The following is a 26,318-nucleotide window of genomic DNA, read 5'->3' on the forward strand; positions in this document are numbered from 1 at the left end:
TGAAATTAAGTGTGTAGTAGGAGGAATTATGAAGCAACTCATACAAACTGATGAATTAATCATCGATTGCAAGGATATTTATTTGCGCGAGTATCGAATTGACGATTTGGAGAAACTGCAAGAAATTACGTGGCAACCTGAGGTGTATGAATTCTTACCGGGATGGAACGCTACGATTGAAGACAGGACCCTGTGGCTCACCGAATATGAAATCCCTGAGAATCAGCGTTTTAAACAAGCTGTGATGGTGGGAGAGGATATCGGAGAGTTATACTTACGAATGGCTATTGTTCTCAAAGAAAATGACGAGTTTATCGGATGGTGCTGCTCAGGGATCAAGGACGAACTGCCAGCACCCAATCGGGAGATTATGTACGGTATTTCGAAACACTTCAGAAATTGTGGTTACACCACGCAGGCGCTCAAAGGAATGACGGAGTATTTGTTTGAACATACAAACGTGGAAGTGTTAAATGCCATCGCTTTGACTACCAATCCAGCATCTAATAAGGTGATACAGAAATGTAATTTTGAACGGGTCAGCTCGATCGAGATCGAGGATGAAAAGTATAACCATTACCACCTGCGTAAGGGCGAAGATCATTTTTGATTGAACTTTTAACCTCATTGAAAATCGCTATAAGTTTCAACATTTCAGATCAGGTTAGACAGTTAATGCTGGCTGCCTGATTTTTTCTGTCATTTAGTTTATAGGACAAGGTTTCTGCTAATAATTTTCCCCTCGATAATAGCGCTCCAGTTTGTTATCCAAATGAACAAGCTGCGCTTTTTTCTCCTCTATATCATTCAGCAACTTTTGCTTTTGATCCTCAATCAGCTTGGTTCTTTCCTTCAGCGTGGAGGTTCCTTCGTTGACCTGATCATAATATTTTTTGATGTCTTCCACACTCATCCCGGTTTCGCGAAGGCATTTGATAAAAACCAGCCAGTTCAGATCATCCTCCAAATAAAGACGGTTATTCTGCTCATTTCGTGCAGCAGGTTTCAGCAGTCCCTTTCTTTCATAAAAGCGGATCGCTCCAATGGAGATTTCAACTTTTTTCGCTACTTCTCCAATCGTTAACATGTTAATCCCCCTTTGTATAAAAATAATTTGACCTACACTAAGTGTAGCATAGTAACTTATATATTGTTAAATATAAATCAAATTATGGAAAGAAGGATTCGCATGAAAAAGACTGTTTTTGTAACCGGAGCAAATAAAGGAATTGGATATGAAATCGTAAAGCAATTGGGTGAAGCAGGTTGGAAAGTTATCCTTGGTGCACGTAGTGTTGAACGGGGGGAAGCGGCTGTTTCAGAGTTAACTTCCAGGGGGTTAGACGTAGAATTCGTACAGATCGACATGTGCGACTCGAAGAGCATTGAGCAGGCAGCCGATACGATTCACAAGAGTTATCCAGCAATAAACCTTCTGGTCAATAACGCGGGTATGCCGGGTGCTTTCTCTCATTCCTTTACGGATACAAAAGAGGAAGATCTGCGGAACGCCTTTGAAGTGAACTTTTTCGGCACCTTCCATTTGAATCAGCGATTGTTCCCGTTAATCAAAAATAATGAAGGCACAATCATTAATGTATCAACCGACATGGCTTCTCTGGACCATATGCAAAATGCGGAATTTACTTTAAATGCCTTCGACTATAACTCATCCAAAACGGCCAACAGTGCCATGACACTTTCGATGGCCTATGAAGTGAAAAACAGCAGGGCGCAAGTCTTTGCAGTAACGCCCGGATTCACATCAACAGATCTTAATGGCAATGCCGAAGGCGGCAAATCAAAAGAAGCCGGCGCTGCGATTATCGTTGGCTATGCAACGGATGGCAAACGCCATAACGGAGAATTCCTAGATGAAAATGGCGTGTACCCTTGGTAATCCAACGTTCGTACTGGATGATCTTGTCCCCCGGATGATTACGGAAAGTTAGATGAAGTATTGGCGTGGTTCCGTTACTTAGATATCAAGGAATATGAGAATACAACGTCGAATAAAAAAATGATAGTTTATCTTGTTTGTATGCTGTAAATGAAACAAACACCAAACGTAGACGAACATCTTTTTTGTACTAAGTTAACAGAGCATGTACTATAAATCCTGTCTCTAACAAGCGTATCAATCGGAGGTATATATTTAATGGAGGTTTCACTATATAAAGCAGATTTAAAAGATGCAGTGACTATTCATGAAATAAAAGTCAAAGCATTTATGCCCTTGTTGGAAAAATATCAGGATTTTGCAACAAGCCCCGCCAATGAAACCGTAGAAAGAATTATTACTCAAATCAATCAATCTTTCACAGATTATTTCATAATTCATCATCTTGAGGTTGCTGTTGGTGGAATCAGAGTAGTGAAAAAAGATAATCATATCTATAGTATTAGCCCAATTTTTATACTGCCAGAACATCAAGGAAAAGGAATTGCTCAAAAAGTCTTTACAATGGTTGAGCAGATATATGATGATGCAAAGTCATGGAAATTAGGTACCATCTTACAAGAGAAAGGGAACTGTTATTTGTATGAAAAGATAGGCTACAAAAAAACGGGTGCAACAAAAGCAATTAACGACAAAATGACAATGGTATTTTATGAAAAGCATATATAAGCTTCAAATCCTTGAATAAGATGTCTCAGATTCGTTAGCCTGAAACCCATTGGGCTACCAACATAATAATCGGATACAAAAAGAATCCCCCATTCATTTCTTAACCGAAATGAGTGGGGGAATTCGTCATGCAATGAAAAGCCGGAATTAAAATGGAAGATGAGCATCGTTTGGAGAGCCTGCCTAGATCTTACGTAAAGCTGCGTATAGCCAACTTATAGCTTACGTATAGCCTACTTGCAGCCGACGCTCAGCCTAGACATCAGCCTTATACAACGGCATTAATATCATAAATTCAGTTCCTACGCCTACCTGACTTTGTACGGTAATATTCCCACCATGCGACTCCACAATCGAGCGGGTAATGGCTAGACCGAGACCTGCGCCACCTTGTTTGCGCGAACGAGAACTGCTTGTGCGGTAAAATCGCTCAAAGATATGGGGCAGATGTGCAGGTTCAATGCCTGTACCGTTATCCTTCACTGATAATTCAGCCTTATGATGCGTGGCATATAACGTTATGGAGATAGCTCCATGTTCAGGATCGGTGTGCTGCACCGCGTTATGGAACAGATTCAGCACAACCTGTTTCAGCTTGTAAGGGTCAGCAAGTACATACACTTCAGCCGTCAGATCAAGATGAATGGATCTTTGCTGAGCCATCATGGCGAGTTGTGGTTGCATTTCGAGCAGCAGACTGTCTAGCTGAATGACCTCCCGCTCCTGCTTTGGAGCCTGATCCAGTTTGGTTAGTAACAGCAAATCTTCAACCAGCTTGTTAATTCGTACGGATTCGCCGTGCATGCTGTCCAGCGCTTTATACAATTGATCTTGATTGGTCGCTGCGCCCCGTTGTAGAACTTCAATGAAGCCGTGAATGGAGGTGAGCGGGGTACGAAGCTCATGAGAAGCATCAGACAAGAAACGCTGCATCTGCTCTTTCGATTCCCGCTCCGCTTCAAACGAATTCTCCAGCCTTTCAAGCATGCCATTGAATGAAACTGCGAGCTGATCCACTTCCTCTTGTCCCTGAACGACGGGAAGGCGTTCTGCGAGGCTGCCTGCATCGATCTGCTGTACTTTATTCACCATGTTAGATAGGGGAACCAGCGTCCGGCGTAATACCTTAGTGTATAGAATAAGACCGGCTACCATGGCCAACAGCGATAACATGAGGAAGATCAGAAGCTGTTTAATAATCAAGTCTCTCAGTGGCTTCGTAGCCGTGCCCATCTGCACCATCGGTAAACCGCGATTGCGTGGACCGGGTGAAGCAAATACAATCAATTGCTCATTCCCTTGGCTATCCGTGACGATCCGGTAGGGAATGTGTTTTTGTTCTTTCAACTCATCTGTAATGTCCTGATATTCAGCGGATGATAGTTGAGGGGCTTTCAGACCGTCTTCCCCAAAAACATCCTCGAACGTACCTTCGTTATCAAACAGGGCTAGTGAACGGTCAGGAATAAACAACACCCGATTACCAGACCCGTTTCCTGCCTGTCCACCAAAAGGATTGTTGGAAGAGCCGTTACGTGACTGGATACCGAGCCAAACCGGGGGCATGGACATGAGCTGTTCTTCCATGGTTTTTGCCTGATTCCGGTAGAGAAAGCTTTCCATGATCCAGAATTGCAGAATACCGATTAACAATAACAGCCCGGCAAGTACGAACAGAGAACGTGAGAGCAATTGAGAACGTAATGAACGAGGCCATATCCAGTGGTGGAGACGTCTTATACGAAGTTTATTTTTCTTAGGTAGCGAGTTCATCAGAGATCCACCCTGTACCCGACACCCCGAAGCGTACGAATGAGTTTATGCTCTTTATCCCCGAGTTTGTCGCGCAAGGAACGAACGTAAACCTCCACAATATTTTCTTCCCCGCCAAAATCATACCCCCAAACCCGGCTCAGAATGGTCGCTTTGCTAAGCACAATCCCATGATTAAGAACAATAAATTTTAACAGTTCGTATTCGGTAGGAGATAACTCCAAGACCTGATTCTGATAGGTGATTTCTTTGCGCTGATCATCAATTCGGAAGGGACCGTGGGTGACGGCTCCTATTAATAAAGGAAATTGATTCCGCAGTCTGGCCTGAATCCGGGCGAGCAGCTCATCGAAGGCAAAGGGTTTGATCATGTAATCATCAGCACCTAGCCAAAGGCCCTTAACCCGATTCTCGACTTCATCCTTCGCTGTCAGCATAATTACACCAACCTCGGCACCGGTCTTACGCAGACGCTCGACCACTTCGAATCCATCCATCTCTGGCATCATGACATCCACAATAGCCATATGTGGCTTGAATTCAAGCGCTAACTCAAGCGCAGCCGCTCCATCGGGTGCGGTGCGCACATCGAAGCCCTCATTGCTTAATCCAAGCTCTAGAAATTGTAAAATATGTGGTTCATCATCAGCCAATAGTATTTTAATTCCGCTGCTAAGCTTCATAATGTGCTTCTCTCCTTGCCTGATCCATCTAGATTTCTCCCACACTTCGGAGGGACTGTATGTAGTATTATCGCTTGCCAAACTGAAATTTAGCTGAAAGGATTGTGAATTATCCTCAGACAACATTCAGCGGGCACTCATCCCAGCTTTATTTTGGCATGTCACAATACTAGACATGAAGAACTTTGAAGGAGTGATTAACTTTGAATAACACCAAAAGAAGGATGGATCTTGTCCTTCTGCCGATTGTATTACTGGCGGCATTTCTGAATGGGTACGGTATCTGGAACGATCAATATGCCAATTCCTATTATACGACTGCCGTTGGGAGTATGCTCAGCAACTTCCATAACTTTTTCTATGCTTCACTAGACTCGGCAGGCTCGGTCACTGTAGATAAACCACCTGTTGTCTTCTGGATCCAGACGGCCTTTGCCTATGTCTTCGGATTGCACGGATGGAGTGTTATTTTGCCTCAAGTATTAGCAGGAATCGGTTCGGTGCTCCTGATCTACCTCATGGTGAAACCTACATATGGTCTTGCAGCAGCACGAATCTCGGCACTTGCGATGGCAACTGTGCCTGTTGTGGCGGCAGTCAGTCGGACCAACAATATTGACAGTATGCTGGTGTTTACACTACTGCTGGGTTCATGGTTTTTGTTCAAAGGCAGCAAACAAGGCAGTACTTGGCGCATCCTGGTTGCTTTTGGGTTAATAGGCGTAGCCTTTAATATGAAAATGCTTCAAGCCTACATGATTCTCCCGGCTTTTTACTTGTTCTATCTGCTCGCATTTCAGGCGAAATGGAGAAGGAAGATCATCCTGCTGATCGGCAGCACGGCGGTTCTGGCGGTCGTTTCTTTATCCTGGGCGGTCACTGTGGATTCTATCCGCGAAGACGAGCGGCCTTATATCGGCAGCAGTGAGACAAACTCAGTCATGGAACTCGCCTTTGGATACAATGGACTGGCACGCCTAACGGGTCAGCAGAATACTGCAGGTAACGCAGGTATGCCAAATGGTATGGGACAGGGAAATAATCGTGGCAATCGAGGAGACTTGTCTTCAGGTCCTAATCAGACAGACAGTGGTGTTCCTGGCGCTGGGCAAGATGTCAATGCACCGGATAACGATAATATGAATGGTTCGAACGGCTTGAACGCCATGGGTGGCATGAATGGGCCGAATGGCAATTTCCCGAACGGGCAGATGCCGAATGATATGGAAATGCCAAATGGAAGAAATTTCGGCGGTGGCATGGGAGGCATGTTTGGTACAGGGGAGAAAGGTCCTCTGCGTCTGTTCCAGACTGAACTGTCAGGCCAAGCTAGCTGGCTGTTGCCAGTTGTGCTGCTTGGGTGCATTGCCCTATTTGCAGGGTTAAGACGGAGAAATATAACCAGCAAGCACAAGGAAGCCTTGTTCTGGCTGGCATGGCTGCTTCCCGTTGCTGCCTTTTTCAGTGTGGCAGGTTTCTTCCATCAGTATTATCTGATTATGCTTGCACCTCCAATTGCGGCGCTGACTGGCGCAGGATTTGTAGCAATGTGGAAGTCATATCGTGATCGCAATGGTTGGCAGGTATGGTTGCTTCCGGTGTCCGTGCTGCTGACGACCCTGTTCGGCTGGTATATCATGCAGGTGTACAACGATACGATTGGTGCAGGCTGGTCCATTAGTGAAATGATCGCAGGCATTCTGGTCACGATCATCCTGATCGTTATGCTTTATCGCACACATCGATGGAAACAGGGCTTTATTATCGCGGGATTCATGGTGATGCTGATCGGTCCAATCTACTGGGCATTCACCCCAATTACTTATGGTGGTAACAGCATGATTCCGGCAGCGGGACCTACTGGTTCCAATGGTATGTTTGGTGGAGCAGGAATGGGCATGCCGATGGGTAACGGTACAGGAGACACGGAAATGCCTACAATGGGAGGCCGTGGTGGAATGGGTAACCGTAACGAAGAAGTGGATACAACCACACTGAATTATCTGAAAGAGCACAATACAGGCGAAACGTATCTCTTCGCCACAACAGACTATAATCAGGCAGCACCTTATATCATCGACGAGAAAGCATCGGTAATTACGCTTGGAGGTTTCTCAGGTTCAGACCCTGTATACACAACGGAGGAACTGGAGCAACTCGTCAAGAGTGGGCAAGTGAAATACTTCATGGTTGGTGGCATGGGTGGCCGCGGAGGGAACTCGGATATTAGCGATTGGATCGAAGAGCACGGAACCGAGATTCCAACGTCAGAGTGGAAGACAGGCACCGACAGCGGATCTATGGATAACGGAGACACGGAGAATGAAGCTGGACTTGGATTTGGATTCGGATTCGGCGGTCAGACGACTTTGTATGAAGTGAAATTGTAGCTATATAAATTGAACTTATCATTTACACGATAACGGAGAGGACAGAAAAAACCTGAAAAAGCGAAGCGTTCGCCTACAAGCTTTCTGCAAGAAAGCTACATCGGAAGCATATGCTATCTCCGGATTTTCCCTTAGGAAAAGGGAATCAAAAAAATCTGGGGATAACAGCGATTGGAAGGTTGGTCTGTCATCGAAGTGTACAGTGTAAATATTCTTTAGTTCAATTTGTATAGAATAAAAATCTCGAACGAAGTCCATTGGAAAAGGGAGGGGACAAACATGGCTCACGCGTACCGATACAGCATTATTATTCCCATGTATAACGAGGAAGCGGTGATCGAGGAGACTTATCGGCGTCTGAAGAAGGTCATGGGCAGCACAGGAGAGAGTTATGAACTGTTGTTTGTTAATGATGGCAGCGTGGATCGAAGTGCACAGATGATCCGTGATTACGCCCGTTGGGACGAGAGTGTGAAGCTGATAGATTTTGCCCGTAACTTCGGACATCAGATTGCGATAACAGCTGGTATGGATTATGCAGTGGGGGATGCGGTGGTTATTATTGATGCGGATCTACAGGACCCTCCCGAACTGATACTGGATATGATCGCCAAATGGAAAGAGGGCTATGAAGTCGTATATGCCCGTCGCACCAGACGAAGTGGGGAAACTCGCTTTAAGAAATGGTCGGCGAGTCTGTTCTATCGTGTACTTCGTGCTTCAACGGATACGGATATCCCGGTAGACACCGGAGATTTTCGCCTAATTGACCGCAAAGTATGTGATGAGATGAAACGTCTTCCGGAGAAAAACCGATTTGTGCGCGGGTTAGTCAGTTGGGTCGGATTTCGTCAGACTGCTATTGAATATGAACGCGATGAACGTCTGGCAGGTGAAACAAAGTATCCGCTGAAACGCATGCTGAAGCTTAGCCTGGATGGCATTACTTCATTTTCGTATAAACCGCTCAAGCTCGCAGGTTATGTAGGTGCGATCCTGTCGGTTGGCGGATTCATCTATATGTTAACGGTTATTGTTTCGGCCATCTTTACAGATTCAACAATTAAGGGATGGCCATCCATTGTGAGTATCATGCTGATGTTTAACGGATTCATCCTGATCATGCTGGGCATTCTGGGCGAGTACGTAGGCCGAATCTATGATGAGACCAAGGCGCGTCCGCTATACATTGTGAGAGACGTAGTTCAGGCCGAGGGCCAGCAAGCGCAATCCCGATTGACAGCCCGAGTTGCTCATCATGACTAAGCGTCTGGTGACACTCTTCAAGTTCGGTATTGTGGGTGTTGCAAATACGGCAGTGGATGCGGTGGTGTTTGCTTTGCTTGCAGTGGTCGGTGTACCGGTTCTGATGACTCAAGTAATCTCGTACAGCTGCGGTGTTGCGAACAGTTATTGGCTGAACGGCAGGTGGACTTTTCGAGATACGGCACGAGGGGGCGGCGATAGAACGAAACTTATTCGTTTTCTAATCACCAATCTTATCGTTCTCGCGTTATCTGCCCTCATTCTGTTGACATTGCACGATGTACTGGGTTGGAGTCTAGTGATGAGCAAGATCCTAGCGACCTTGATAGGGATGATTCTGAACTATATGGCCAGCAGATATTGGGTGTTTCGTATCGCTACTTAGCTGCCCACAGCGTGCAATATTGGTTATAAGAAGCAAATGAAAGGAGTGTATGATGATATGCGAATTAAAAAAGCAGTTATTCCGGCAGCGGGTCTCGGAACCCGTTTCCTGCCCGCGACCAAAGCACAGCCTAAAGAGATGTTACCGATTGTAGACAAACCGGCCATCCAATACATTGTTGAAGAAGCAGTACAATCAGGCATTGAGAATATCCTCATTGTGACCGGACGCAACAAAAAATCCATAGAGGACCATTTTGATAAATCGGTTGAACTTGAACACTCTTTATATGCCAAGGGCAAACAGTCTTTACTGGAAGAGGTGCAGGCCATCAGCGAGATGGCCAATATTCATTTTATTCGTCAAAAGGAACCACTGGGTCTGGGGCATGCCATTGGGTGTGCACGGCAATTTGTAGGGGATGATGCCTTCGCTGTACTGCTGGGAGATGACATAATGGTGTCTGATCCACCTGCACTTGCTCAGATGGTCCATCTCTATGAAAAGACAGGCAACCAGATCATTGGTGTTCGTCAGGTAGACGCGGCAAATGTGAGCAAATATGGCATTATTGATTCGAATGGTGCAGAGGACCGGGTTCACCGAGTCACCAATCTGGTCGAAAAACCTTCCCTTGCAGAAGCGCCATCCCGAACAGCTGTAATGGGACGATACATTCTGAAACCTTCCATCTTTCCAATCCTGGATCAGATCGAGAGAGGTGCTGGAGGGGAATATCAGTTAACGGATGCCTTGAAAGAAGTAAGTCAGGTGGAGGAACTGTTGGCCCTTGAACTGGAGGGGCGTCGCTACGATATAGGTGATCAATTCGGATATATTCAGGCGATCTTGGAGATCGGACTGTTGCGCAAGGAATTACAGCCCATGCTGACACCCTATCTTCAGAAGCTTGCAACTCAGTGGGCATAGGAATTGATATGTAGCAGAGGTTTAGATCTGCTATAGGACGAGTTCTCCTCCGTGCCATGGTTCTGTCATAGACTCTAGTGTTGTACAATTATTCCAGTAACGCTACAATTAGCAAGAAGTTTAGGTTGCTTTTTGAGGAGTGAGGAATCATGAATGAATCTATCATCAGGGACCTTATTAAGTATATGGACGTGGAGGACAACGGCGCCATTCAGTACATTCAGACCGAGCATCGGATGAAACTGGGACTCTTTTGGGGGATACAGGAAGGCAGCCGGGTTCTGGAAATCGGGTGTGGTCAGGGAGATACAACGGCCGTGCTTGCACATCTGGTGGGGGAGCACGGGTACGTTCATGGTGTAGATATTGCACCAGAGGATTATGGTACACCGCTGACCGTAGGCGAAGCGGCAGCCAGGCTGCGGAGATCTCCACTGGGTGATCGAATTCGAATGGATTATGATTTTGATATTCTGAGTGATCAGACTCAATTCGCCGAGAATGAGTTTGATGTTATTGTACTTTCCCATTGTTCTTGGTACTTGAAATCGTTTGACGAACTCGCCCAGATTCTTAGCAAGGTTAGGACGTGGGGACATCAGTTATGTTTTGCTGAATGGGATGCACGAGTAACAGATGTGAGCCAGCTCTCACATTGGTTATCCGTTCTGATTCAGTCTCAGGTCGAATGTTACAAGGAGAACAGCTTCTCCAATGTGCGCACGCTCTTTACACCGGGGGATATCCAAGAGCTTGTCTCTGCCGCAGGGTGGACGATTAAGGAAGAGAATTCGATCCATTCTCCTGAGCTGCAGGACGGTCGCTGGGAAACCGAAATGACACTGGCAGAAGCGCCTGTGGAACTGAAACTGCTTCCGATCCCGGACAAAGTAAAAACACTTCTTCTTTCTGAACTAAAATTACTTAGGACACATCATGCCACGGGGCCTGTGAGCCCACTGGGAACGTATGCGATGGTTGCCAAAAAGCAGTAAAGAAATAGCTATTTGTAGTATGTTATAATAAAAATGTCTATCGACGTACTTTTCACAGAAGACAGACCGTTTAGCTGAAGTTTTTCTTGCGATAATTGAATAGTTCAGCTCCGCTGGAAACATATAAATTCCATGATCTAAAAAAATGTGTTTACTTCATCACAGTAATTTTGATATTATAATCGCAATATCAAATGCGACGAAGAGACGAGTAGATAAAAATCATTCTTTCAAAGAGAGCTCCGGCAGCTGAAAAGGAGTAAAGAACTTTTTATTGAATAAAGACTCAGAGCAGCACATCGGAACTTAACATTTAAGGGATGGTGTGACAGGAGCTCCTGTTACAGAGCTAGAGTATGAACGGTCTACAGCTTTCAATATGGTTGTAAACCTTTACTTGAAGAGGCGGATATGGTGACATATTGGCGAATCTGGGTGGTACCACGAGAGTTCAATCTCGTCCCTGAGACTATTGTCTTGGGGATGGGATTTTTTGGTTTTTCCGGGCTGTGACTACACGCTTTGGAATTGCCTGAATAGTGTTAATTAGGAAGTCAATTTCATAATACGTTGTTTTTAGTGAGTTATGAAATTGACTTGAAGAGAAGAATCACTTAAACCGAAAGGAAATGATGATTGAATGTCAGCAAAATTGAAAGTTGGTATCGTCGGAGGAACAGGAATGGTGGGTCAGCGTTTTGTGGACCTGCTCGATCAACATCCATGGTTTGAAGTAACAGCTATTTCTGCAAGCGCCAATTCGGCAGGTAAAACATATGAAGAATCCGTACAAGGCAGATGGAAACTCGCAGTTCCTATTCCGGAAGCTGTGAAGAAAATCGTTGTTCAGGATGCTTCCCAGGTTGAGGCTTTTGCCAGCCAGGTTGATTTTATTTTCTGCGCGGTTGATATGAAAAAGAATGAAATTCAAGCACTCGAAGAAGCTTACGCTAGAACAGGCACACCTGTCGTGTCCAATAACTCGGCTCACCGCTGGACAGCAGATGTACCAATGGTAATCCCTGAGATTAACCCGGGACATCTGGACGTGATTGAAGCTCAACGCAAACGTCTGGGCACAAAAACCGGATTCATTGCTGTAAAGCCAAACTGCTCGATTCAGAGCTATGTGCCTGCACTGCACGCCTTGCGTGAGTTCAACCCGACTCAGGTCGTGGCTTCCACGTATCAAGCAATCTCCGGAGCAGGTAAGAACTTTACCGACTGGCCTGATATGCTTGATAATGTCATTCCATACATTGGTGGCGAAGAAGAGAAGAGTGAGCAGGAACCACTGCGGATCTGGGGTAGCATCGAAAATAATGAGATCGTCAAAGCATCGGCTCCATTAATTACAACACAATGTATTCGTGTACCGGTAACGGATGGACATCTGGCTACTGTGTTTGTAAACTTCGAGAAAAAACCAAGTAAAGACGAAATTTTGGAGCGTTGGTTGCAGTTCAAAGGTCGTCCGCAGGAACTGGCTCTGCCAAGTGCACCAAAACAGTTCATTACGTATTTTGAAGAAGAGAACAGACCACAGACAAAACTGGATCGTGACATCGAACGCGGAATGGGTGTCTCCACAGGCCGACTGCGCGAAGATTCACTCTATGATTACAAATTCGTTGGATTGTCCCACAACACGCTCCGCGGAGCGGCAGGTGGCGCGGTTCTGATCGCAGAACTGCTTAAAGCCGAAGGATATATTCAACCTAAATAAGCATAAAGGCATCATGAGCAGCAACAGATTTCTGAACAGGATATTTCATGAAAAACCATCACTTGTTGATGGTTTTTTTGTATTGTGAACAGGGACCAGAAAATGGGCAGGAATAGATTAAAGAGATCCCAGCAGAGGGTTGTAGTGGCGAAAAACGCCGACAATGTTGTCGGCGTTTTTTACTCAGGCTCATTTAGATATACATAATGTAAGAAATAGCCTATATGTTTAGAACATACGTGAGCTATATCATGTGAAGTTTAAGATACTATGCTAGTTTGCTGCTTCATAGCAGTTGCTGGGCACTGAGCCGAAACCTCGGCTTCAGGAAGACTGCAACTTTTTAAACGGGATGCAGGACAACTCCCTTCTTCGTCACGCTTGGTTTCCCAATTGACCGGGTTGGTCATATCCGGGATGCGCTGCTCCAAAATGGCCTGATATTGACGTGCTTTCTCTTCCAAATGGGCTACGCGGCTCTTGGCCTCTTCAAGCTGAATCAGCGCCGCTTCCTTATACTCCATCATAAGTGCGAATCGCTGCGAAACGGTTGAATCACCTTCGAGGCAGAGATCGACGTATGTTTTAATATTTTCAATCGGTAAACCTGTCTGCTTGAGGCATTTGACGCCATGTAGCCAATTGATGGATTCTTCATCAAACACCCGAATATTATTTTTATTTCGTTGAATGCTCGGAACCAAGCCTTTATCCGTGTAAAAGCGAACAGCGTGCTCTGTGAGTCCCGTAAGCTGGGCAGCATCCTGGACAGTATACATATGTACTCCTCCTTCTAAAAAAATATTGGAGACCGCTTGACTTCGTGTAAGACGAAGGAGCTAGGGTTATTGTAACGCAAGTCGGCCGGAAGTGGAATCCTCGCTTTGTTGCTGTATTTCAGGAATACGTGACCACTTGCGATTCACAATTGGACCATAGGAGGAATTGAATATGCAAACTGTAACCTTGAACAATGGAGTGAAAATGCCGATTATTGGCTTTGGTGTCTACCAGGTTCCCGATGCTGATGAATGTGAGAACACGGTATATGAGGCGCTGAAGGCCGGTTACCGCCTAATTGATACCGCTGCCGGTTACCTAAACGAAGAAGCGGTTGGACGTGCAATTAAACGCAGTGGCATAGCGCGGGAAGAACTTTTCATCACGACAAAGCTTTGGATTCAGGATGCAGGATACGAAAGTGCCAAACGGGCGTTTGCCAAATCGTTAAGTAAGCTGCAGCTCGATTATCTGGATATGTACCTTATTCACATGCCGTTTGGGGATTACTACGGCGCATGGCATGCGATGGAAGAACTATACCGTGAGGGCAAGATCAGGGCTATTGGTGTCAGTAACTTCCTACCTGACCGCCTGATGGACCTCATCGTCCACAACGAAGTTGTGCCTGTCATCAATCAGATCGAAACGCATCCGTTTCAACAGCAGGTCGACAGCGCTGTTTTCATGAAAGAACAGGGGATACAGCACCAGTCATGGTCCCCGTTCGCCGAAGGTCGCAACAATTTATTCAGCAACGAAGTCTTGGTTTCCATTGCCGAGAAACATAACAAATCCGTCGCCCAGGTTGTACTGCGCTGGCTTGTGCAGCGGGATGTTGTTGTTATTCCAAAATCAGTACGCAAAGAGCGGCTTATCGAGAACTTCGATATTTTCGACTTTGTACTAAGCCCGGAAGAGACTGCAACCATTTCCACACTGGATACCAAGGAAAGTCTATTCATGAAGATTGATAATCCTGAAGTTGCCAAGATGCTGGGCAATATGAAAGTGGATTTGTAGCCAAGAACTGATTGCTAGGTTTACGAAACGTAGCATTATCGTAGCACTTGTAGTAATAAAAGCAATCCAATGCAAAACGCCGACAATCATGTCGGCGTTTTTTTATCATCCAATATTTTGTTAGGCAGCGGATGTCTTATCCGACTTTTGCAGAAGCTGCGATCGACGACCGAGCAGATAACCTGTCAGGGAAGCGAGCATCTGTTGAAATACCATGCCAAGCACGACGGGGACAGCAACAGGTGGCGGAAAATACGAAACAGCGAGTACTGCACCTGCGCTGATATTACGCATACCTCCATTGAACACCAGAGCGACCTGATCGGCCTCGTTCCAGCCTAGCAATCGGGCGATGAAGTAACTTAGCGCATAACCGAATGATGCCAGTAAAATAATGATGACCGCAAGACCAGCCAACTTCCAGTTGAAATCAGCCAAGTAGGGCGCAACGACAGATCCGTTAATCGCAACGACAGATGCCATGAACAATTTGGATAACGGATTCAACCTTGGTCCCCAGACTGGGACAATGGCGCCTTTTGTCCACTCATTCAGCAGCATACCGAGCAGGGATGGTACAACAATCATCCAGAACAGACTGCTCATCATGGCTGCCGTGTCCAGTGTAACACTGGTGCCGATTAACAGGGACAACACCCCGGGCACTACGAAAGGAGCAAGCATGGTATCAATCAGGATGATGGATAGCGTAAGTGCGATATTGCCCCGATAGATACTGACCCAGATGAAGCTGCTTATTCCTGTCGGAATCACGGCTGCCAGAACAAGGCCCGTTATGGTGTACGCATCTGTAGGGAAAACCAGATGACCCATACCGAGAGCAATTAGAGGCATCGCCAAATGCAAAATAAACAGACATACAAACAGGGGGAACGGCTTTTTCAGCACGTTCACAAAATCCCGTATCCCAAGACTGATACTTCCAGCGAACGTCATGAACGCAAAAAGCCAAGGGGATAAAAAGGTATAAGAAGAAAGAAAACTCCCGCATAACACGCCAATAATAATGCTGATTGGGGTAATCAGTGGCATGATGCGGTTCAAGCGTTGGTTCAAGGCTTGAAGCATAATCATGACATCCCTTTACCGTGTGATTTTACTATTATACATCTTAATAACGTTGGCTGCAGACCCATTTGCAATGAAGCAGTCTGAACAGGTATCATGGACTTGGAACAAGGATTCCGATTAGGAGAAGGGGAGATGATCATGTTCATAAGAAAAAGAAAGCACACATTAATGATGACAGGCCTTATTGCATCAAGTATTCTTTTGATTTCGGCCTGTTCTGTCGTGGAACAAGCTAATCAAAGTTTAAATTATGTGAGTGGGGCTACTGATTATATAGAACAGGTATCAAACGCCGGGGCTGATCTGCAAGAGCTCGCATCGGGTGCGGTGAATAATCCGGAGATTACAACGCAGATTCAGGAGAAAATCGATCTGATCCAAGCAGAAGCAAGTGAATTTTCTCAGTTGACTGCTCCTGCAATAGGAGAGAGCATTCATGAAAATCTGGTTAGTTACAATACTCAATTAACAGAAGTCGTGGACAATTTCGAGAATACAATTGCAGAGCAAGGTTTTACGGCAGAAAATTGGGAGAAGACAGGCATTCCTGAACTGATTACGAACATCAATAATTTGAAAGATCCGCTAAGCGGACTTCAGGGTGAATAGGTTGAATTAATTTTCAATATGGAAGACAACACAGTTTGAAATTCTCATATTTTATAAGGGCGAGATATCGGAATGATTGAATTACCGTTATGCTCGCTTTTTTATTATCCGAAAACTCATGCATATTTAAAATCACAGGAGCTAGACTATATCATGTAAATAGGAGATGTATATGACATTTATCTCATATTTATGTGAAGCTGATCTATGGTTTGACAAGGTTGGGACAGAGGCGTATGATAAGTATATAAGTTAATAAAATATAGTTACTTACTATAAGTTTTGAACTGCCCTTAAATATATTTTGCCAAAGGAGAGCTGAGTCATGACTCAACACAATGGAAAAGTAATCATTATTACAGGTGGAGCAAGTGGTATTGGTAAAGAGACAGCACTTCAACTTTCGGATCAAGGTGCGACTATTGTTGTCGCTGACTACAATGAAGACGGAGCGAAGAAGCTTGCGGCAGAGATTGAAACAGCAGGCGGAACAGCGGGCGCGTACAAAGTGGATGTATCCAAAGGGGACGAGATCAAAGCCCTGATCGACTGGACCGTAGAGCAATATGGTACGTTAAGCGGTATTTTCAATAACGCAGGTATTGGACTTGTGAAGCCATTTCTGGAGATGGACCCGGAATCCTATCACAGAGTCATTGATGTAGATCAGCACAGTGTATACTACGGTATGTATTATGGCGCGAAAAAAATGGTTGAATTAAATGTACAAGGTACTATTGTAAATACAGCTTCGATCTATGGAAGCGTTGCTGCAGTAGGTAGCTTCAACTACAACGCAGCCAAGGCTGCTGTTGTTATGATGTCCAAATCCGGTGCATTGGAACTAGCTGAGCATGGAATTCGTGTAGTTGGTGTAGCACCTGGCTTTATCGAAACACCGATTCTGGGTGATGACCAAGCCATGAAGGATGCGCTTGCTACTCAACATATGCGTGGAGAGCTCATTCAACCGGAGAAAGTAGCCAGTGTGGTTACATTCCTGTTCAGTGATGCAGCAAGCGCAGTGAACGGTACAACCGTAGCCGTAGATGATGGATTCCTCAGCTTCAAAACCAAATAAGAAACCTACTAAAATTAAGAGAACTTATCTCAAAAAAACAGAAAAAAACGGTGCAGAACGATTTATTCGTTTTGCACCGTTTTTGTATTTTCATTATAAAGTAATCGAGGCATATGAGAGGGAAATAAGTTTGTCGAATCATCCCGAAATTTCAGAGATCGTGATACAATTAACAAGGTTATAGCTTTTTATCATTTTGTGGTGTCATATACAATTCGAACTCCGAGAGAGCCATAACTCTCTTCTTTGTAATTACATTGAGAACAAGTTTTGGTCGAGCATAACGCATCGTTATGAACTTGTAATTTTTCATTGCACTGTGGACATTTATTTTCAAAAAGAGTCTTCAACACGTTAAACATGCTTAATCACTCATTTCGGATTAATTTACTTGGTTTTTATTATAACGGATAATATTCGCTGTGTATAGCACTTTTGAGTGATATCGAAATGAGATTTATATTGCACGAAAGGAAGCGCATAACCGATGGATCTTCTGCTTTTTGTCATCATGTTTATACTGGGTCTGGTCGGTTCATTCTTCTCCGGTTTGTTGGGTATTGGTGGGGCCATTATCAATTATCCGCTACTGTTATATGTTCCATCCTGGGTGGGATTGGAGCCGTTCTCAGCACATCAGGTATCGTCGATTAGTATGTTTCAAGTGTTTTTCGCTTCACTTGCTGGTGTGATTGCATTCCGCAGAAAAGTAAAAACGGGTAGAAGCGGTGGGGCGATCGTTCACCGAGGTTTGGTGCTATACATGGGCTCCAGCATTCTTGCTGGCAGTCTGATCGGCGGGTTCATATCCGGTCATCTGGACGGAAGGGTTATTAATCTGATCTATGGCATTCTGGCGATCATGGCGATTGTGCTTATGCTGATTCCCGGAAAGGGAAAGCTTGATACCTCAGCTCCACTGGTGTTTAACCGATGGATTGCAGCAGGCACTGCTTTTGCAGTAGGCATTGTATCAGGAATTGTTGGTGCGGGTGGTGCCTTTATCCTTATTCCTATCATGCTGACGATTCTCAACATCCCCGTACGAACGACGATTGCTTCTTCACTGGCGATTGTATTTATCTCCGCAATCGGCGGCGTTATAGGGAAAATTACGGGTGGAGAAATTCCGATAGAACCCATCATCTATACGGTGATCGGCAGTCTGCTCGGGGCATCCCTTGGTTCACGGGTTAGTTCGATGATTAATGTGAGGGTACTTCGATATGCATTAATCGTACTTATCGCCATCACAGCGGTTAAAGTCTGGTCATCCATTCTGTAAAATCACGTATATGGGAATGAACAATGACGATTTCGTAACCAAACGGTTGGATCGCCGTATAAAGGTTATGAACATGAGCTGAAGCGTTGGATACACGATCAAATGAGTTCAGTTTTCGTCCATGGAGCACCTCATCTCCTTTCATGGATACATGTTTAACATTAATAGAATTTGAGGTATCCACCCTATGAATAACGTACTTACAGAACAGGCTGATGCAGGATATCGGCTAGCTGAGCAGAAAGCATCTCAGTATTTTACTTCTCTTAGGCAGCAACTTATGGATAATACGTATACAACAGCACTTACCCAAGATATTCATGTATGGCAAAGGAAACATATTCATCGTTTTGCCTGGCTTTCTCTTTTATCACCTAGCAAAAGAAAACCGGATCCCCGGGATGTTCATAGATATATCCACTGGCTGAATACGACAGGAAAGCTGGATGATTACCTGGATCGGAGTATCTCCTATATTTATATGCGGGATCTGGGGCAAGCCCTTGATTCTCCGGGTACGCAGGCCCGAATTCAGAACGTTGTCCAGAATACTAAAAAATACTTTATGGACTCAGCTACTGGGCGAAAAGGACAGCCTGATTATATCAGTCTGGCTGCGTTGTACCGGTGGGGACAGAAGGAGCACATTGAAACGGCTGTCATCTGGGTGATGAACAAATTAAAGAATGTAGCATCCAACATCCCGAAGGAGCTGGATGCAGAGCAGGCGCAACGGAAGCTCATCAAGATCATTCTTGGCGTGGTCCTTCATGTGGACGATGAGATGAATGAGCAGACACCACCTGAAGAACGTGCCCGGAGATTTGATGCGGCGATCCGACTTGGTTATTCGTACGGTTTGACGTATCCATTTGTGGATGATCTGCTGGATTCTCAAGCTTTGACTGTTCAAGAAAAAGAACAATATTCCCTGATGATACGCGATGCACTTCTTACCGGGGTCGTACCTGATCTGGGAGATTGGAAAGGCAGCAATCTTGAAGTAATTGAATATGTACATTCCGAGCTTCGGGAAGCATTTGAGTACATCAAGAACTACCAGCATCCAGAGAAACAGCGCACGTTTTTAGAGCAATCCTATGTGTTCTTTCAGTCTCAGGAGATCGATCGCAACAAGAAATTAGCCAATGCGAATTATAGCAATGAAGAACTGTACATTCCGATTATTATCAAATCTTCTTCTTCCCGATTAATCGTCCGGTCTGTTCTCAGTGCACCGGTGGATGAAGGATTTGATCTGCGAACATTCTATTACGGGATATATAATCAGTTGGCTGATGATTTTGCCGATATGTTTGACGATATGGAAGAAGGGGCAGTAACTCCATATACGTACTATTTGAAGTATCGAGATTTGCGTCCCGATTTGATTAATCCATATGAATTGTATTGGGCAGTCATCTCTCATCTAATCCATGATGTTTACAACTCGGATGCCAAGACCCGTGAGGTCATACTGGATCGTGCCATTAACGGGCTGAAGCGTTGTAAAGAACGGTTGGGGCAGCAAAAATATGATGAAGTGATGACGATCTTTGCCTCTGGGCAGCCTGAATTCAATCAACTGGTTCAACAGATGGTGCGAAAAGCAGATGACGTTGATTTCCTTGATAAATTGTTACGGGATCAGGTTGTGCTTCAATTGAAAAATGACAAGCAGGAGAAAGAGGAGTTCAAACAGACCATTCGAACGGTTCGCGAACAGATTAATGTGGAGTTGCAGATTGCGAAGCCCGGTGGCCTTCATGAGATGAAAGAAACGCTGATCGATGCAGCCAATTACAGTTTGCAAGGCGACGGAAAAAGGTTACGTCCGATATTAACTTGGGTTATGGGCGTGCGCGAGTATGGTCTTCATGAATCATCCATCGTTCCGCTGCTAAGATCATTGGAGTACATGCATACCGCTTCCCTGATCTTTGATGATCTGCCTACGCAGGATAATGCTTCGACAAGACGTGGACGTTCAACGCTGCACCATGTGCACAATAGTGCCACAGCAGAGCTAACCGGTCTATTTCTTATCCAGAAGGCGATTGGAGAGCAATCCTCATTGAATCGTTTTGATGCGGCGACCGTGCTCAGACTCATCCAGTATTCGGCTGAAAAAGCAGAGGATATGTGTATGGGGCAGGCCATGGATCTGAATTCCAAAGGCAAGGCATTGACGCTGGAGCAGTTGAACATGATCTGTTTTTACAAAACTGGCATTGCCTTCGAAGCTGCCCTGGTCATGCCAGCGATACTTGCCCAAGTGAAGGAACCGGAGATGGCTGCGCTGAAAAAGTTCGCTTATCATGCGGGGATCGCCTTCCAGATCAAGGACGACTTGCTGGATTTCGAGGGGAATCACCTCATTCTTGGGAAACCTGCAGGTCAGGATGAGCGGAACAACAATTCAACCTTTGTGTCTATTCTGGGTGATGAAGGCGCGAAGAAAGCGATGTGGGAGCATTATTGTCTTGCTACAGATGCATTGAACGAGATGCCGAAACCTATTCCATTTTTGAGACATTTATTGGATTATCTTATTGGTCGCGAGCGCTAACCCATTTTTCTAATGATTCCGTGTTGCATATGACTCATAATGATATATAATGACAAAGTTCGGGATTCCATGTGGATGGATTCCGGGCCTTGTTTGGTTTAAAGACACAAATCTCTTAAAAGATTTGTTTCAACGGTTGAAATTCTGGGTATTAAGCAGGTACTGTTGTTTTAAAACTGACTAATTTTTATAGAACATCTTATATCAGTAAAAATTTTAGATTCGACAAAATTTACATGGAGTCTATGCCAAAAGGAGAACTTACAATGCAGGTTCAAAAGGTCGATCATCATGAATTGTTCGAGCAGATCTATAACCAAGCACCTATTGGGATTGCACTCGTTGCTCCAACAGGGCAATGGATGAAAGTGAACCCTGCTTTTTGCTGTATGCTAGGTTATACAAGTGATGAATTAATGAATCTCACGTATCAGGATATTACACATCCGGATGATTTCTCACAAGATATGATCTGTAGTTATGAGCTATTTGAAGGTAAATCAAAAGAAAATCAATACGAAAAACGTTACATTAATAAAAATGGTGACATCTTATGGTGTTCAATACATGTTTCCTTGGTTCGAAACGAAATTACGGATGAACCTCTTTATTCCGTTTGCCATATTGTTGATATTTCCAATCGTAAACTGTCTGAACAAAAACTTCTCCATCGTGAAGAAATGTTCAAACTTATTACGGATCATGCTCAGGAGATCATCTATATTGCCGATTCAGAGGGAGTTTGTCGGTTCTGCTCACCGTCAGTCCAACAAATATTAGGTTATTCCCCGGAAGAAGTCATTGGCCAAAACAATAATGCGTCCTTTCACCCACAAGATCTGGAACGGATCTCACAGATGGATTTGACTAAAGGTAATCTGTTGAATATTAGAGTCCGCCATAAAGACGGGCATTATCTTTGGTTTGAAACCACATACAAGGTCTTTGGTGATGCGGAGCATGAACAGCAGATTTTTACAATTGGACGAGATATATCAGAGCGAAAAAAACAAAAGGATATCAGTGCAGAGGCTGAACGTATCGCCTTGATTGGTAGTTGGGAATGGGATATGGTCTTAGACCATATTACATTTTCAGATCAGATCTTTGAGATTTTTGAACTTGAACGCACCTGCAAACCATATCGTATAAGTGATGTTTTTGATGTTATGGATGCCGAAGATATAACCTCTTTACAAAAACATATTGCAGGGGTAAAACAGGGTGAACCGCTCGATTTTGAATACAAACACATCAGCTCTGATGGGAATGAGAAGTATCTTCACTTGCGTGGATTAATTACGCTTGATGAGCATGGTCACCCAGTTCAGCTGAACGGAACACTACAGGATATCACTGAACGCAAACGCATCGAATTTAAATTGCAGGAATCTGTGGAGCGATACACTTCGCTTAAGAAATACAATCATGACGCCATTATTTCGTTTAACATGGATGGTAATATTATGAATGCAAATCCAGTAGCGGTGAAAATGACGGGTTGTCCCGTGGCTGAAATGATCGGTACAAGCATAAGCAGATTTATCGGAGCCAGTAATCTGGGTCTGATTCTGGGCAGTGATTATGAGATGGCTGAAAAGGAGATCAACGCTGTTCGGCACACGGATGGATCTGAGACAGAAGTCTTGGCTACGCTTGCTCCAATTATTATTAATACATCCAATGTCGGGTTTTACCTGATTGCCAAGGATATTACGGAGCAGAAAAAACTGCTGGTAGCCAAAGAGACAGCGGAGAGAATGAATAAGGCCAAAAGTGAATTTTTGGCGATGATGAGTCATGAAATCCGCACACCTATGAACGGTGTAATTGGGATGACGGATTTGCTTTTGGATACTCCTGGACTTAGCGGGGAACAAAAGGAATATATCGAAATCATCCAGAAGAGTGGAGATTCCTTGCTGGCCATCATTAATGATATTCTTGATTTTTCCAAAATCGAATCAGGCAAAACCGATCTGGTAGAAGATCCTTTTGATCTCGTAGAGATCGTGACCGAGACGGTGCAAATCGTAAGACCACTGGCTCGTGAAAAGAAGCTGGATGTTCGCATGTGCGTAGAAGATGTTATTCCAACTCCGGTGTATGGTGATGCTTATCGTCTTAAACAGGTACTTACCAATATCATTGGCAACGCGGTCAAATTCACTTCAGAAGGCGGCGTAGAAGTTAAAGTGGGAGTTAAGGAGCAGTACGGCAATAACGTGCAGCTTTATTTTCAGGTAAAAGATTCGGGCATTGGCATTCCGGCTGAGAGGAAACAACAGTTATTTGAACCTTTCTACCAACTGGAGAATTTTATGACCCGCAAACCTCAAGGTACCGGTCTTGGCCTTGCCATTAGCAAGAAACTGGTGGAGCTTATGCAGGGTGAGATCTGGATCGAGGAATCGGATGAACCGGGTACAATATTTATATTCACCGCCCAATTTAAATTAAATAACGGTGAAGAGAGCAACAGGTTGGATCAACAGCAGAAGAAGAGCAGAACATCAGCCTTGCGGATTTTAATTGCAGAAGACAATGAGGTGAATCAACTCGTCCTTAGCAGGATCGTTGAGAAAAAAGGGCATTTCGTGGATCATGTGGCGGACGGTGTTGAGGCAGTCGAGGCGGTCAAACACACTTCATATGATATTGTCTTCATGGATGTGCATATGCCAAGGCTTAATGGATTCGAAGCGACAAAAGCGATTAAAAATGCTTTGCCCCCCGAGAGTTGTCCATTCATTATTGCGGTAACTGCAAATGCCGTAAGAGGAGACATGGAAAACTGCTTGAAGGCAGGCATGGATGCGTATGTCAGCAAACCGATCAAAATCGAGTCCATTATGCAAGCATTGGAGACCTATTACATCAAAAATAATCTCTGAACGCGTTACAAATGGATTCATGAGTAAAAAGCTGCTAGCTTATCATAAATAGGCTAGCAGCTTTTTTTGCTGTTCCATGATTTTGTCCTCCATCCTGCATCCCACAGATGCGACTAAGGACAAATCTCTAAGGATTTTTGATCCACAATTTGGAGATGTCCATATATCCGAATTCTGCGATCTGCATGCCGAAGATGCTCTGATCCAGTTCAGCCTGCTTGTTCATGTGACAGCCATGCAAGATCCAGCAGTGATCACGTAGCAAGGATTCAGCTTCATCCAGGAGCGCAGTACGGTCTGGCCGATGAAGCTTTGCAAAATGATCCAGTTTGTCATCCAATAGAGACTGGAATGCAGGAGACATACACATATGAAAATGGTTGGACAGGTTTTTGAAAAAATGAATCATGCCGTACTGCCAATCTTCCTCCAGTATCTCTTCAGCCAGAATCAATTGTGCGTTTGTGGTTTCCTCTGAGTTGAAATAATCCACAACGGCCTGCATGCTGATGTTCATTCCGATGGACTGCGCACGACATTGAAACCACTCCGCAACGTCTGCATCTTTATTATGCTTATATGATAATGTTATCGTCTCACCTTGGTACCCACAGTTATGCAACAATTCACGAGCATGCTCAAGAGAGGCAGCGGTCCAGTCTTGGGCTGCACTTCTCCAAGGCAGAAAGCTGCTGGCAGGTGTAATCCGATTCCCGCCGAGATCTCGGACAAGTGCGACCGAATCATAGACGATACGCAGGGCTTGTCGAAATAAGGGATGATGATGGATGCCTTCCTTGTGAAAATTGAACAGCATATACTGACAACCAAGCGCCGGATAATTGATACTGTTCGTCTGATCACAGCCTGTTGCCAGACTCAATCGATCTGTACCGGGTAGCTCATAATAGCGATCATTTGGACTCAGGTCAGGCACAAACCAGAAATGCACTTGATCCAGATGTGGTCGGATACCGTAGTACGCATCAAAAGCGGTAAGCTCCAGCACATCTTCATTCAGCTCAGAGATCTGAAAAGGACCGGTACCTATCAATGTATTGGCTACATTGTAATCGTAGGGCAGGATTGTCATCCGAATACAACTGAACAGATGCAAGAAAAACCGATTAGGACGATGTAGAACAAACTTGATACAGTAATCACCAGCTACTTCCGCACGTTCGATATCCCGATATAACCAGATGGAGGGACTATGTACATCAATCAATCGTTGCAACGTCGCTTGCACATCCCGGGACGTCATGATACGGCCGTTGTGGAAACGTACACCTTTGCGAAGATAGAAGGTCCATAAGCGATGGTCCTCGCTACACTCCCACATGTGCGCCAGTGCTGGCAGGAATGATTCTGTCTTGGCGTCATAAGTGATCAATGTATTACAGACCTGGCTTAATAGGTAGGTTTCAAATGCAGTATAAACAAAGGCTGGGTCCAAACCACCTAACTGGCGTGACCTCATGATGCGCAGGATATCCTGACCAGAGGCAGTTTCATCGTGGCCGTGAAATCCCATCTGTTGATGAAGGGAGAGCATGAGCTGTTCTCGCAATGTATCATCCATCTGAACGGTTCCGATGAGTTCAATGGCATCTTTCATTTTGCCTTTACCCAAAAGTTCGGTAAAACTCGCTTCCAACGCTTCATTCATGCTACGCAGCATCGTTAACTCCGAATGATGTCCCCGTCCACGACCGGGTTGCCAGTGGATGAAGCCTTGCTCCTCCAATTTTCTGAGAATGAATTTCACATTGCGAGGTGTGCAGCACAAGGCAGCGGACAGGCTATCGATCGTTACCGCTACAGGTTCATAAAGTTTGAATGAAAGTTGTTCGGCCCCGGCGAGCCTTATAAAGTGTGTATGCAGGGTATCCATGGTCATGACTCCTCTATTAAAGGTGAAAAGTGTGATCATATGTTTACACTTTTACTTCCCCCTTTTATCTTTACAATTATACATTAGTAGAAGTTGTTCAAAAAGTCCGCTTTTGATTACGAAAGATGCCTAAAGACATCATCAGCATCGAATATGGAATTCAGCCGAAATGAGTGGGGGCTTACGAAGTATGTTTCCTTTGGAAACATTGCAGTTGCTCACGTAGTTTTCCCTACGCTCCGCTACTCCATTTCTAGCTTAATCCCATCTTCTCGGTACTGAAAACCGAACTTTTTGAACACGAATTAGTAGAG

At 44.7% G+C, this 26,318-nt stretch carries 22 protein-coding genes and 1 other annotated feature; of the genes, 15 read left to right on the forward strand and 7 right to left on the reverse strand.

The window, feature by feature from the left end:
* Positions 1–28: 28 nt before the first annotated feature.
* Positions 29–610 carry a GNAT family N-acetyltransferase gene (locus MHI55_RS14330; RefSeq protein ID WP_340390392.1) on the forward strand — a complete coding sequence of 194 codons (582 nt, stop codon included), beginning with the start codon at positions 29–31 and terminating at the stop codon, positions 608–610.
* Positions 611–727: 117 nt separating this feature from the next.
* On the opposite strand, the gene MHI55_RS14335 is transcribed toward MHI55_RS14330, so the two are convergent.
* Positions 728–1,087, reverse strand: coding sequence for a MerR family transcriptional regulator (locus MHI55_RS14335; RefSeq protein ID WP_076249478.1), 360 nt, complete (start codon positions 1,085–1,087; stop codon positions 728–730).
* A 102-nt stretch (positions 1,088–1,189) separates the two neighbouring features.
* Here MHI55_RS14335 and MHI55_RS14340 point away from each other — a divergent pair, with 102 nt between their 5' ends.
* Both MHI55_RS14340 and MHI55_RS14345 read left to right on the forward strand, forming a co-directional pair.
* Positions 1,190–1,900, forward strand: a complete 711-nt coding sequence (locus tag MHI55_RS14340; RefSeq protein WP_339187707.1) for an SDR family NAD(P)-dependent oxidoreductase — start codon at positions 1,190–1,192, stop codon at positions 1,898–1,900.
* Between the two features lie 258 nt (positions 1,901–2,158).
* The gene (locus tag MHI55_RS14345) at positions 2,159–2,629 is read left to right on the forward strand and encodes a GNAT family N-acetyltransferase (RefSeq protein ID WP_340390394.1); all 471 of its coding nucleotides are present in this window, start codon (positions 2,159–2,161) and stop codon (positions 2,627–2,629) included.
* 255 nt (positions 2,630–2,884) lie between these two features.
* Here the strand turns inward: MHI55_RS14345 and MHI55_RS14350 are convergent, their stop codons facing one another.
* Both MHI55_RS14350 and MHI55_RS14355 read right to left on the reverse strand, forming a co-directional pair.
* Positions 2,885–4,402, reverse strand: coding sequence for an ATP-binding protein (locus MHI55_RS14350; protein ID WP_340390397.1), 1,518 nt, complete (start codon positions 4,400–4,402; stop codon positions 2,885–2,887).
* A complete protein-coding gene (locus MHI55_RS14355) occupies positions 4,402–5,085 on the reverse strand; it encodes a response regulator transcription factor (protein ID WP_340390399.1) in 684 nt (227 codons plus the stop codon). The genes MHI55_RS14350 and MHI55_RS14355 overlap by 1 nt, the downstream gene beginning before the upstream one ends.
* A 224-nt stretch (positions 5,086–5,309) precedes the next feature.
* On the opposite strand from MHI55_RS14355, the gene MHI55_RS14360 reads away from it, so the two are divergent.
* The 6 genes from MHI55_RS14360 to asd all read left to right on the forward strand — a co-directional run bounded on the left by MHI55_RS14360 (position 5,310) and on the right by asd (position 12,777).
* Positions 5,310–7,475, forward strand: coding sequence for a glycosyltransferase family 39 protein (locus tag MHI55_RS14360; RefSeq protein ID WP_340390603.1), 2,166 nt, complete (start codon positions 5,310–5,312; stop codon positions 7,473–7,475).
* A gap of 279 nt (positions 7,476–7,754) precedes the next feature.
* A complete protein-coding gene (locus MHI55_RS14365) occupies positions 7,755–8,741 on the forward strand; it encodes a glycosyltransferase family 2 protein (protein WP_076249473.1) in 987 nt (328 codons plus the stop codon).
* The gene (locus tag MHI55_RS14370; RefSeq protein ID WP_101314006.1) at positions 8,734–9,126 is read left to right on the forward strand and encodes a GtrA family protein; all 393 of its coding nucleotides are present in this window, start codon (positions 8,734–8,736) and stop codon (positions 9,124–9,126) included. Before MHI55_RS14365 ends, MHI55_RS14370 begins: the two co-directional genes overlap by 8 nt.
* A 57-nt stretch (positions 9,127–9,183) precedes the next feature.
* Entirely contained in the window at positions 9,184–10,056 is an 873-nt protein-coding gene (gene galU / locus MHI55_RS14375; RefSeq protein ID WP_047842782.1) for a UTP--glucose-1-phosphate uridylyltransferase GalU, read from the forward strand.
* Between the two features lie 149 nt (positions 10,057–10,205).
* Positions 10,206–11,051, forward strand: a complete 846-nt coding sequence (locus tag MHI55_RS14380; protein WP_340390402.1) for a class I SAM-dependent methyltransferase — start codon at positions 10,206–10,208, stop codon at positions 11,049–11,051.
* Between the two features lie 190 nt (positions 11,052–11,241).
* Positions 11,242–11,519 (forward strand) — a binding site (T-box leader).
* A 172-nt stretch (positions 11,520–11,691) separates the two neighbouring features.
* The gene (asd, locus tag MHI55_RS14385) at positions 11,692–12,777 is read left to right on the forward strand and encodes an aspartate-semialdehyde dehydrogenase (protein ID WP_017688716.1); all 1,086 of its coding nucleotides are present in this window, start codon (positions 11,692–11,694) and stop codon (positions 12,775–12,777) included.
* 260 nt (positions 12,778–13,037) lie between these two features.
* Here the strand turns inward: asd and MHI55_RS14390 are convergent, their stop codons facing one another.
* Positions 13,038–13,556, reverse strand: a complete 519-nt coding sequence (locus tag MHI55_RS14390) for a MerR family transcriptional regulator (RefSeq protein WP_340390404.1) — start codon at positions 13,554–13,556, stop codon at positions 13,038–13,040.
* 172 nt (positions 13,557–13,728) lie between these two features.
* Here MHI55_RS14390 and MHI55_RS14395 point away from each other — a divergent pair, with 172 nt between their 5' ends.
* Entirely contained in the window at positions 13,729–14,580 is an 852-nt protein-coding gene (locus MHI55_RS14395; protein ID WP_340390407.1) for an aldo/keto reductase, read from the forward strand.
* A gap of 120 nt (positions 14,581–14,700) precedes the next feature.
* On the opposite strand, the gene MHI55_RS14400 is transcribed toward MHI55_RS14395, so the two are convergent.
* On the reverse strand, positions 14,701–15,669 hold the full coding sequence (locus MHI55_RS14400; protein ID WP_340390409.1) for a bile acid:sodium symporter family protein: 969 nt from the start codon (positions 15,667–15,669) through the stop codon (positions 14,701–14,703).
* A 171-nt stretch (positions 15,670–15,840) separates the two neighbouring features.
* Between MHI55_RS14400 and MHI55_RS14405 the strand changes: the two genes are divergently transcribed.
* From MHI55_RS14405 to MHI55_RS14415, 3 genes are all read left to right on the forward strand, one after another.
* Positions 15,841–16,281 (forward strand): DUF6376 family protein, encoded by a 441-nt coding sequence (locus MHI55_RS14405; protein ID WP_124114481.1) that lies wholly within the window; start codon positions 15,841–15,843, stop codon positions 16,279–16,281.
* Between the two features lie 325 nt (positions 16,282–16,606).
* Entirely contained in the window at positions 16,607–17,362 is a 756-nt protein-coding gene (locus tag MHI55_RS14410; RefSeq protein ID WP_076318015.1) for an SDR family NAD(P)-dependent oxidoreductase, read from the forward strand.
* A gap of 487 nt (positions 17,363–17,849) precedes the next feature.
* Positions 17,850–18,647, forward strand: coding sequence for a sulfite exporter TauE/SafE family protein (locus MHI55_RS14415; protein ID WP_339286696.1), 798 nt, complete (start codon positions 17,850–17,852; stop codon positions 18,645–18,647).
* Here MHI55_RS14415 and MHI55_RS14420 read toward each other — a convergent pair.
* Entirely contained in the window at positions 18,622–18,792 is a 171-nt protein-coding gene (locus MHI55_RS14420; protein ID WP_155985036.1) for a hypothetical protein, read from the reverse strand. The genes MHI55_RS14415 and MHI55_RS14420 overlap by 26 nt on opposite strands.
* A 42-nt stretch (positions 18,793–18,834) precedes the next feature.
* On the opposite strand from MHI55_RS14420, the gene MHI55_RS14425 reads away from it, so the two are divergent.
* Positions 18,835–21,216, forward strand: a complete 2,382-nt coding sequence (locus tag MHI55_RS14425) for a polyprenyl synthetase family protein (RefSeq protein WP_340390411.1) — start codon at positions 18,835–18,837, stop codon at positions 21,214–21,216.
* Positions 21,217–21,482: 266 nt separating this feature from the next.
* Entirely contained in the window at positions 21,483–24,110 is a 2,628-nt protein-coding gene (locus MHI55_RS14430; protein ID WP_340390413.1) for a PAS domain S-box protein, read from the forward strand.
* A gap of 127 nt (positions 24,111–24,237) precedes the next feature.
* Here the strand turns inward: MHI55_RS14430 and MHI55_RS14435 are convergent, their stop codons facing one another.
* Complete coding sequence (locus MHI55_RS14435; protein WP_340390415.1) at positions 24,238–26,004, reverse strand: ABC transporter substrate-binding protein; 1,767 nt, start codon at positions 26,002–26,004, stop codon at positions 24,238–24,240.
* Positions 26,005–26,318 lie beyond the last annotated feature (314 nt).

The organism is Paenibacillus sp. FSL E2-0151 (genome assembly GCF_037993015.1).
Lineage (GTDB): Bacteria > Bacillota > Bacilli > Paenibacillales > Paenibacillaceae > Paenibacillus > Paenibacillus amylolyticus.

Coding starts and splice junctions, on each gene's coding strand:
- MHI55_RS14330 (WP_340390392.1), top strand. CDS start 29: ATGAAGCAACTCATACAAACTGATGAATTAATCATCGATTGCAAGGAT.
- MHI55_RS14335 (WP_076249478.1), bottom strand. CDS start 1,087: ATGTTAACGATTGGAGAAGTAGCGAAAAAAGTTGAAATCTCCATTGGA.
- MHI55_RS14340 (WP_339187707.1), top strand. CDS start 1,190: ATGAAAAAGACTGTTTTTGTAACCGGAGCAAATAAAGGAATTGGATAT.
- MHI55_RS14345 (WP_340390394.1), top strand. CDS start 2,159: ATGGAGGTTTCACTATATAAAGCAGATTTAAAAGATGCAGTGACTATT.
- MHI55_RS14350 (WP_340390397.1), bottom strand. CDS start 4,402: ATGAACTCGCTACCTAAGAAAAATAAACTTCGTATAAGACGTCTCCAC.
- MHI55_RS14355 (WP_340390399.1), bottom strand. CDS start 5,085: ATGAAGCTTAGCAGCGGAATTAAAATACTATTGGCTGATGATGAACCA.
- MHI55_RS14360 (WP_340390603.1), top strand. CDS start 5,310: ATGGATCTTGTCCTTCTGCCGATTGTATTACTGGCGGCATTTCTGAAT.
- MHI55_RS14365 (WP_076249473.1), top strand. CDS start 7,755: ATGGCTCACGCGTACCGATACAGCATTATTATTCCCATGTATAACGAG.
- MHI55_RS14370 (WP_101314006.1), top strand. CDS start 8,734: ATGACTAAGCGTCTGGTGACACTCTTCAAGTTCGGTATTGTGGGTGTT.
- galU (WP_047842782.1), top strand. CDS start 9,184: ATGCGAATTAAAAAAGCAGTTATTCCGGCAGCGGGTCTCGGAACCCGT.
- MHI55_RS14380 (WP_340390402.1), top strand. CDS start 10,206: ATGAATGAATCTATCATCAGGGACCTTATTAAGTATATGGACGTGGAG.
- asd (WP_017688716.1), top strand. CDS start 11,692: ATGTCAGCAAAATTGAAAGTTGGTATCGTCGGAGGAACAGGAATGGTG.
- MHI55_RS14390 (WP_340390404.1), bottom strand. CDS start 13,556: ATGTATACTGTCCAGGATGCTGCCCAGCTTACGGGACTCACAGAGCAC.
- MHI55_RS14395 (WP_340390407.1), top strand. CDS start 13,729: ATGCAAACTGTAACCTTGAACAATGGAGTGAAAATGCCGATTATTGGC.
- MHI55_RS14400 (WP_340390409.1), bottom strand. CDS start 15,669: ATGCTTCAAGCCTTGAACCAACGCTTGAACCGCATCATGCCACTGATT.
- MHI55_RS14405 (WP_124114481.1), top strand. CDS start 15,841: ATGATGACAGGCCTTATTGCATCAAGTATTCTTTTGATTTCGGCCTGT.
- MHI55_RS14410 (WP_076318015.1), top strand. CDS start 16,607: ATGACTCAACACAATGGAAAAGTAATCATTATTACAGGTGGAGCAAGT.
- MHI55_RS14415 (WP_339286696.1), top strand. CDS start 17,850: ATGGATCTTCTGCTTTTTGTCATCATGTTTATACTGGGTCTGGTCGGT.
- MHI55_RS14420 (WP_155985036.1), bottom strand. CDS start 18,792: ATGAAAGGAGATGAGGTGCTCCATGGACGAAAACTGAACTCATTTGAT.
- MHI55_RS14425 (WP_340390411.1), top strand. CDS start 18,835: ATGAATAACGTACTTACAGAACAGGCTGATGCAGGATATCGGCTAGCT.
- MHI55_RS14430 (WP_340390413.1), top strand. CDS start 21,483: ATGCAGGTTCAAAAGGTCGATCATCATGAATTGTTCGAGCAGATCTAT.
- MHI55_RS14435 (WP_340390415.1), bottom strand. CDS start 26,004: ATGGATACCCTGCATACACACTTTATAAGGCTCGCCGGGGCCGAACAA.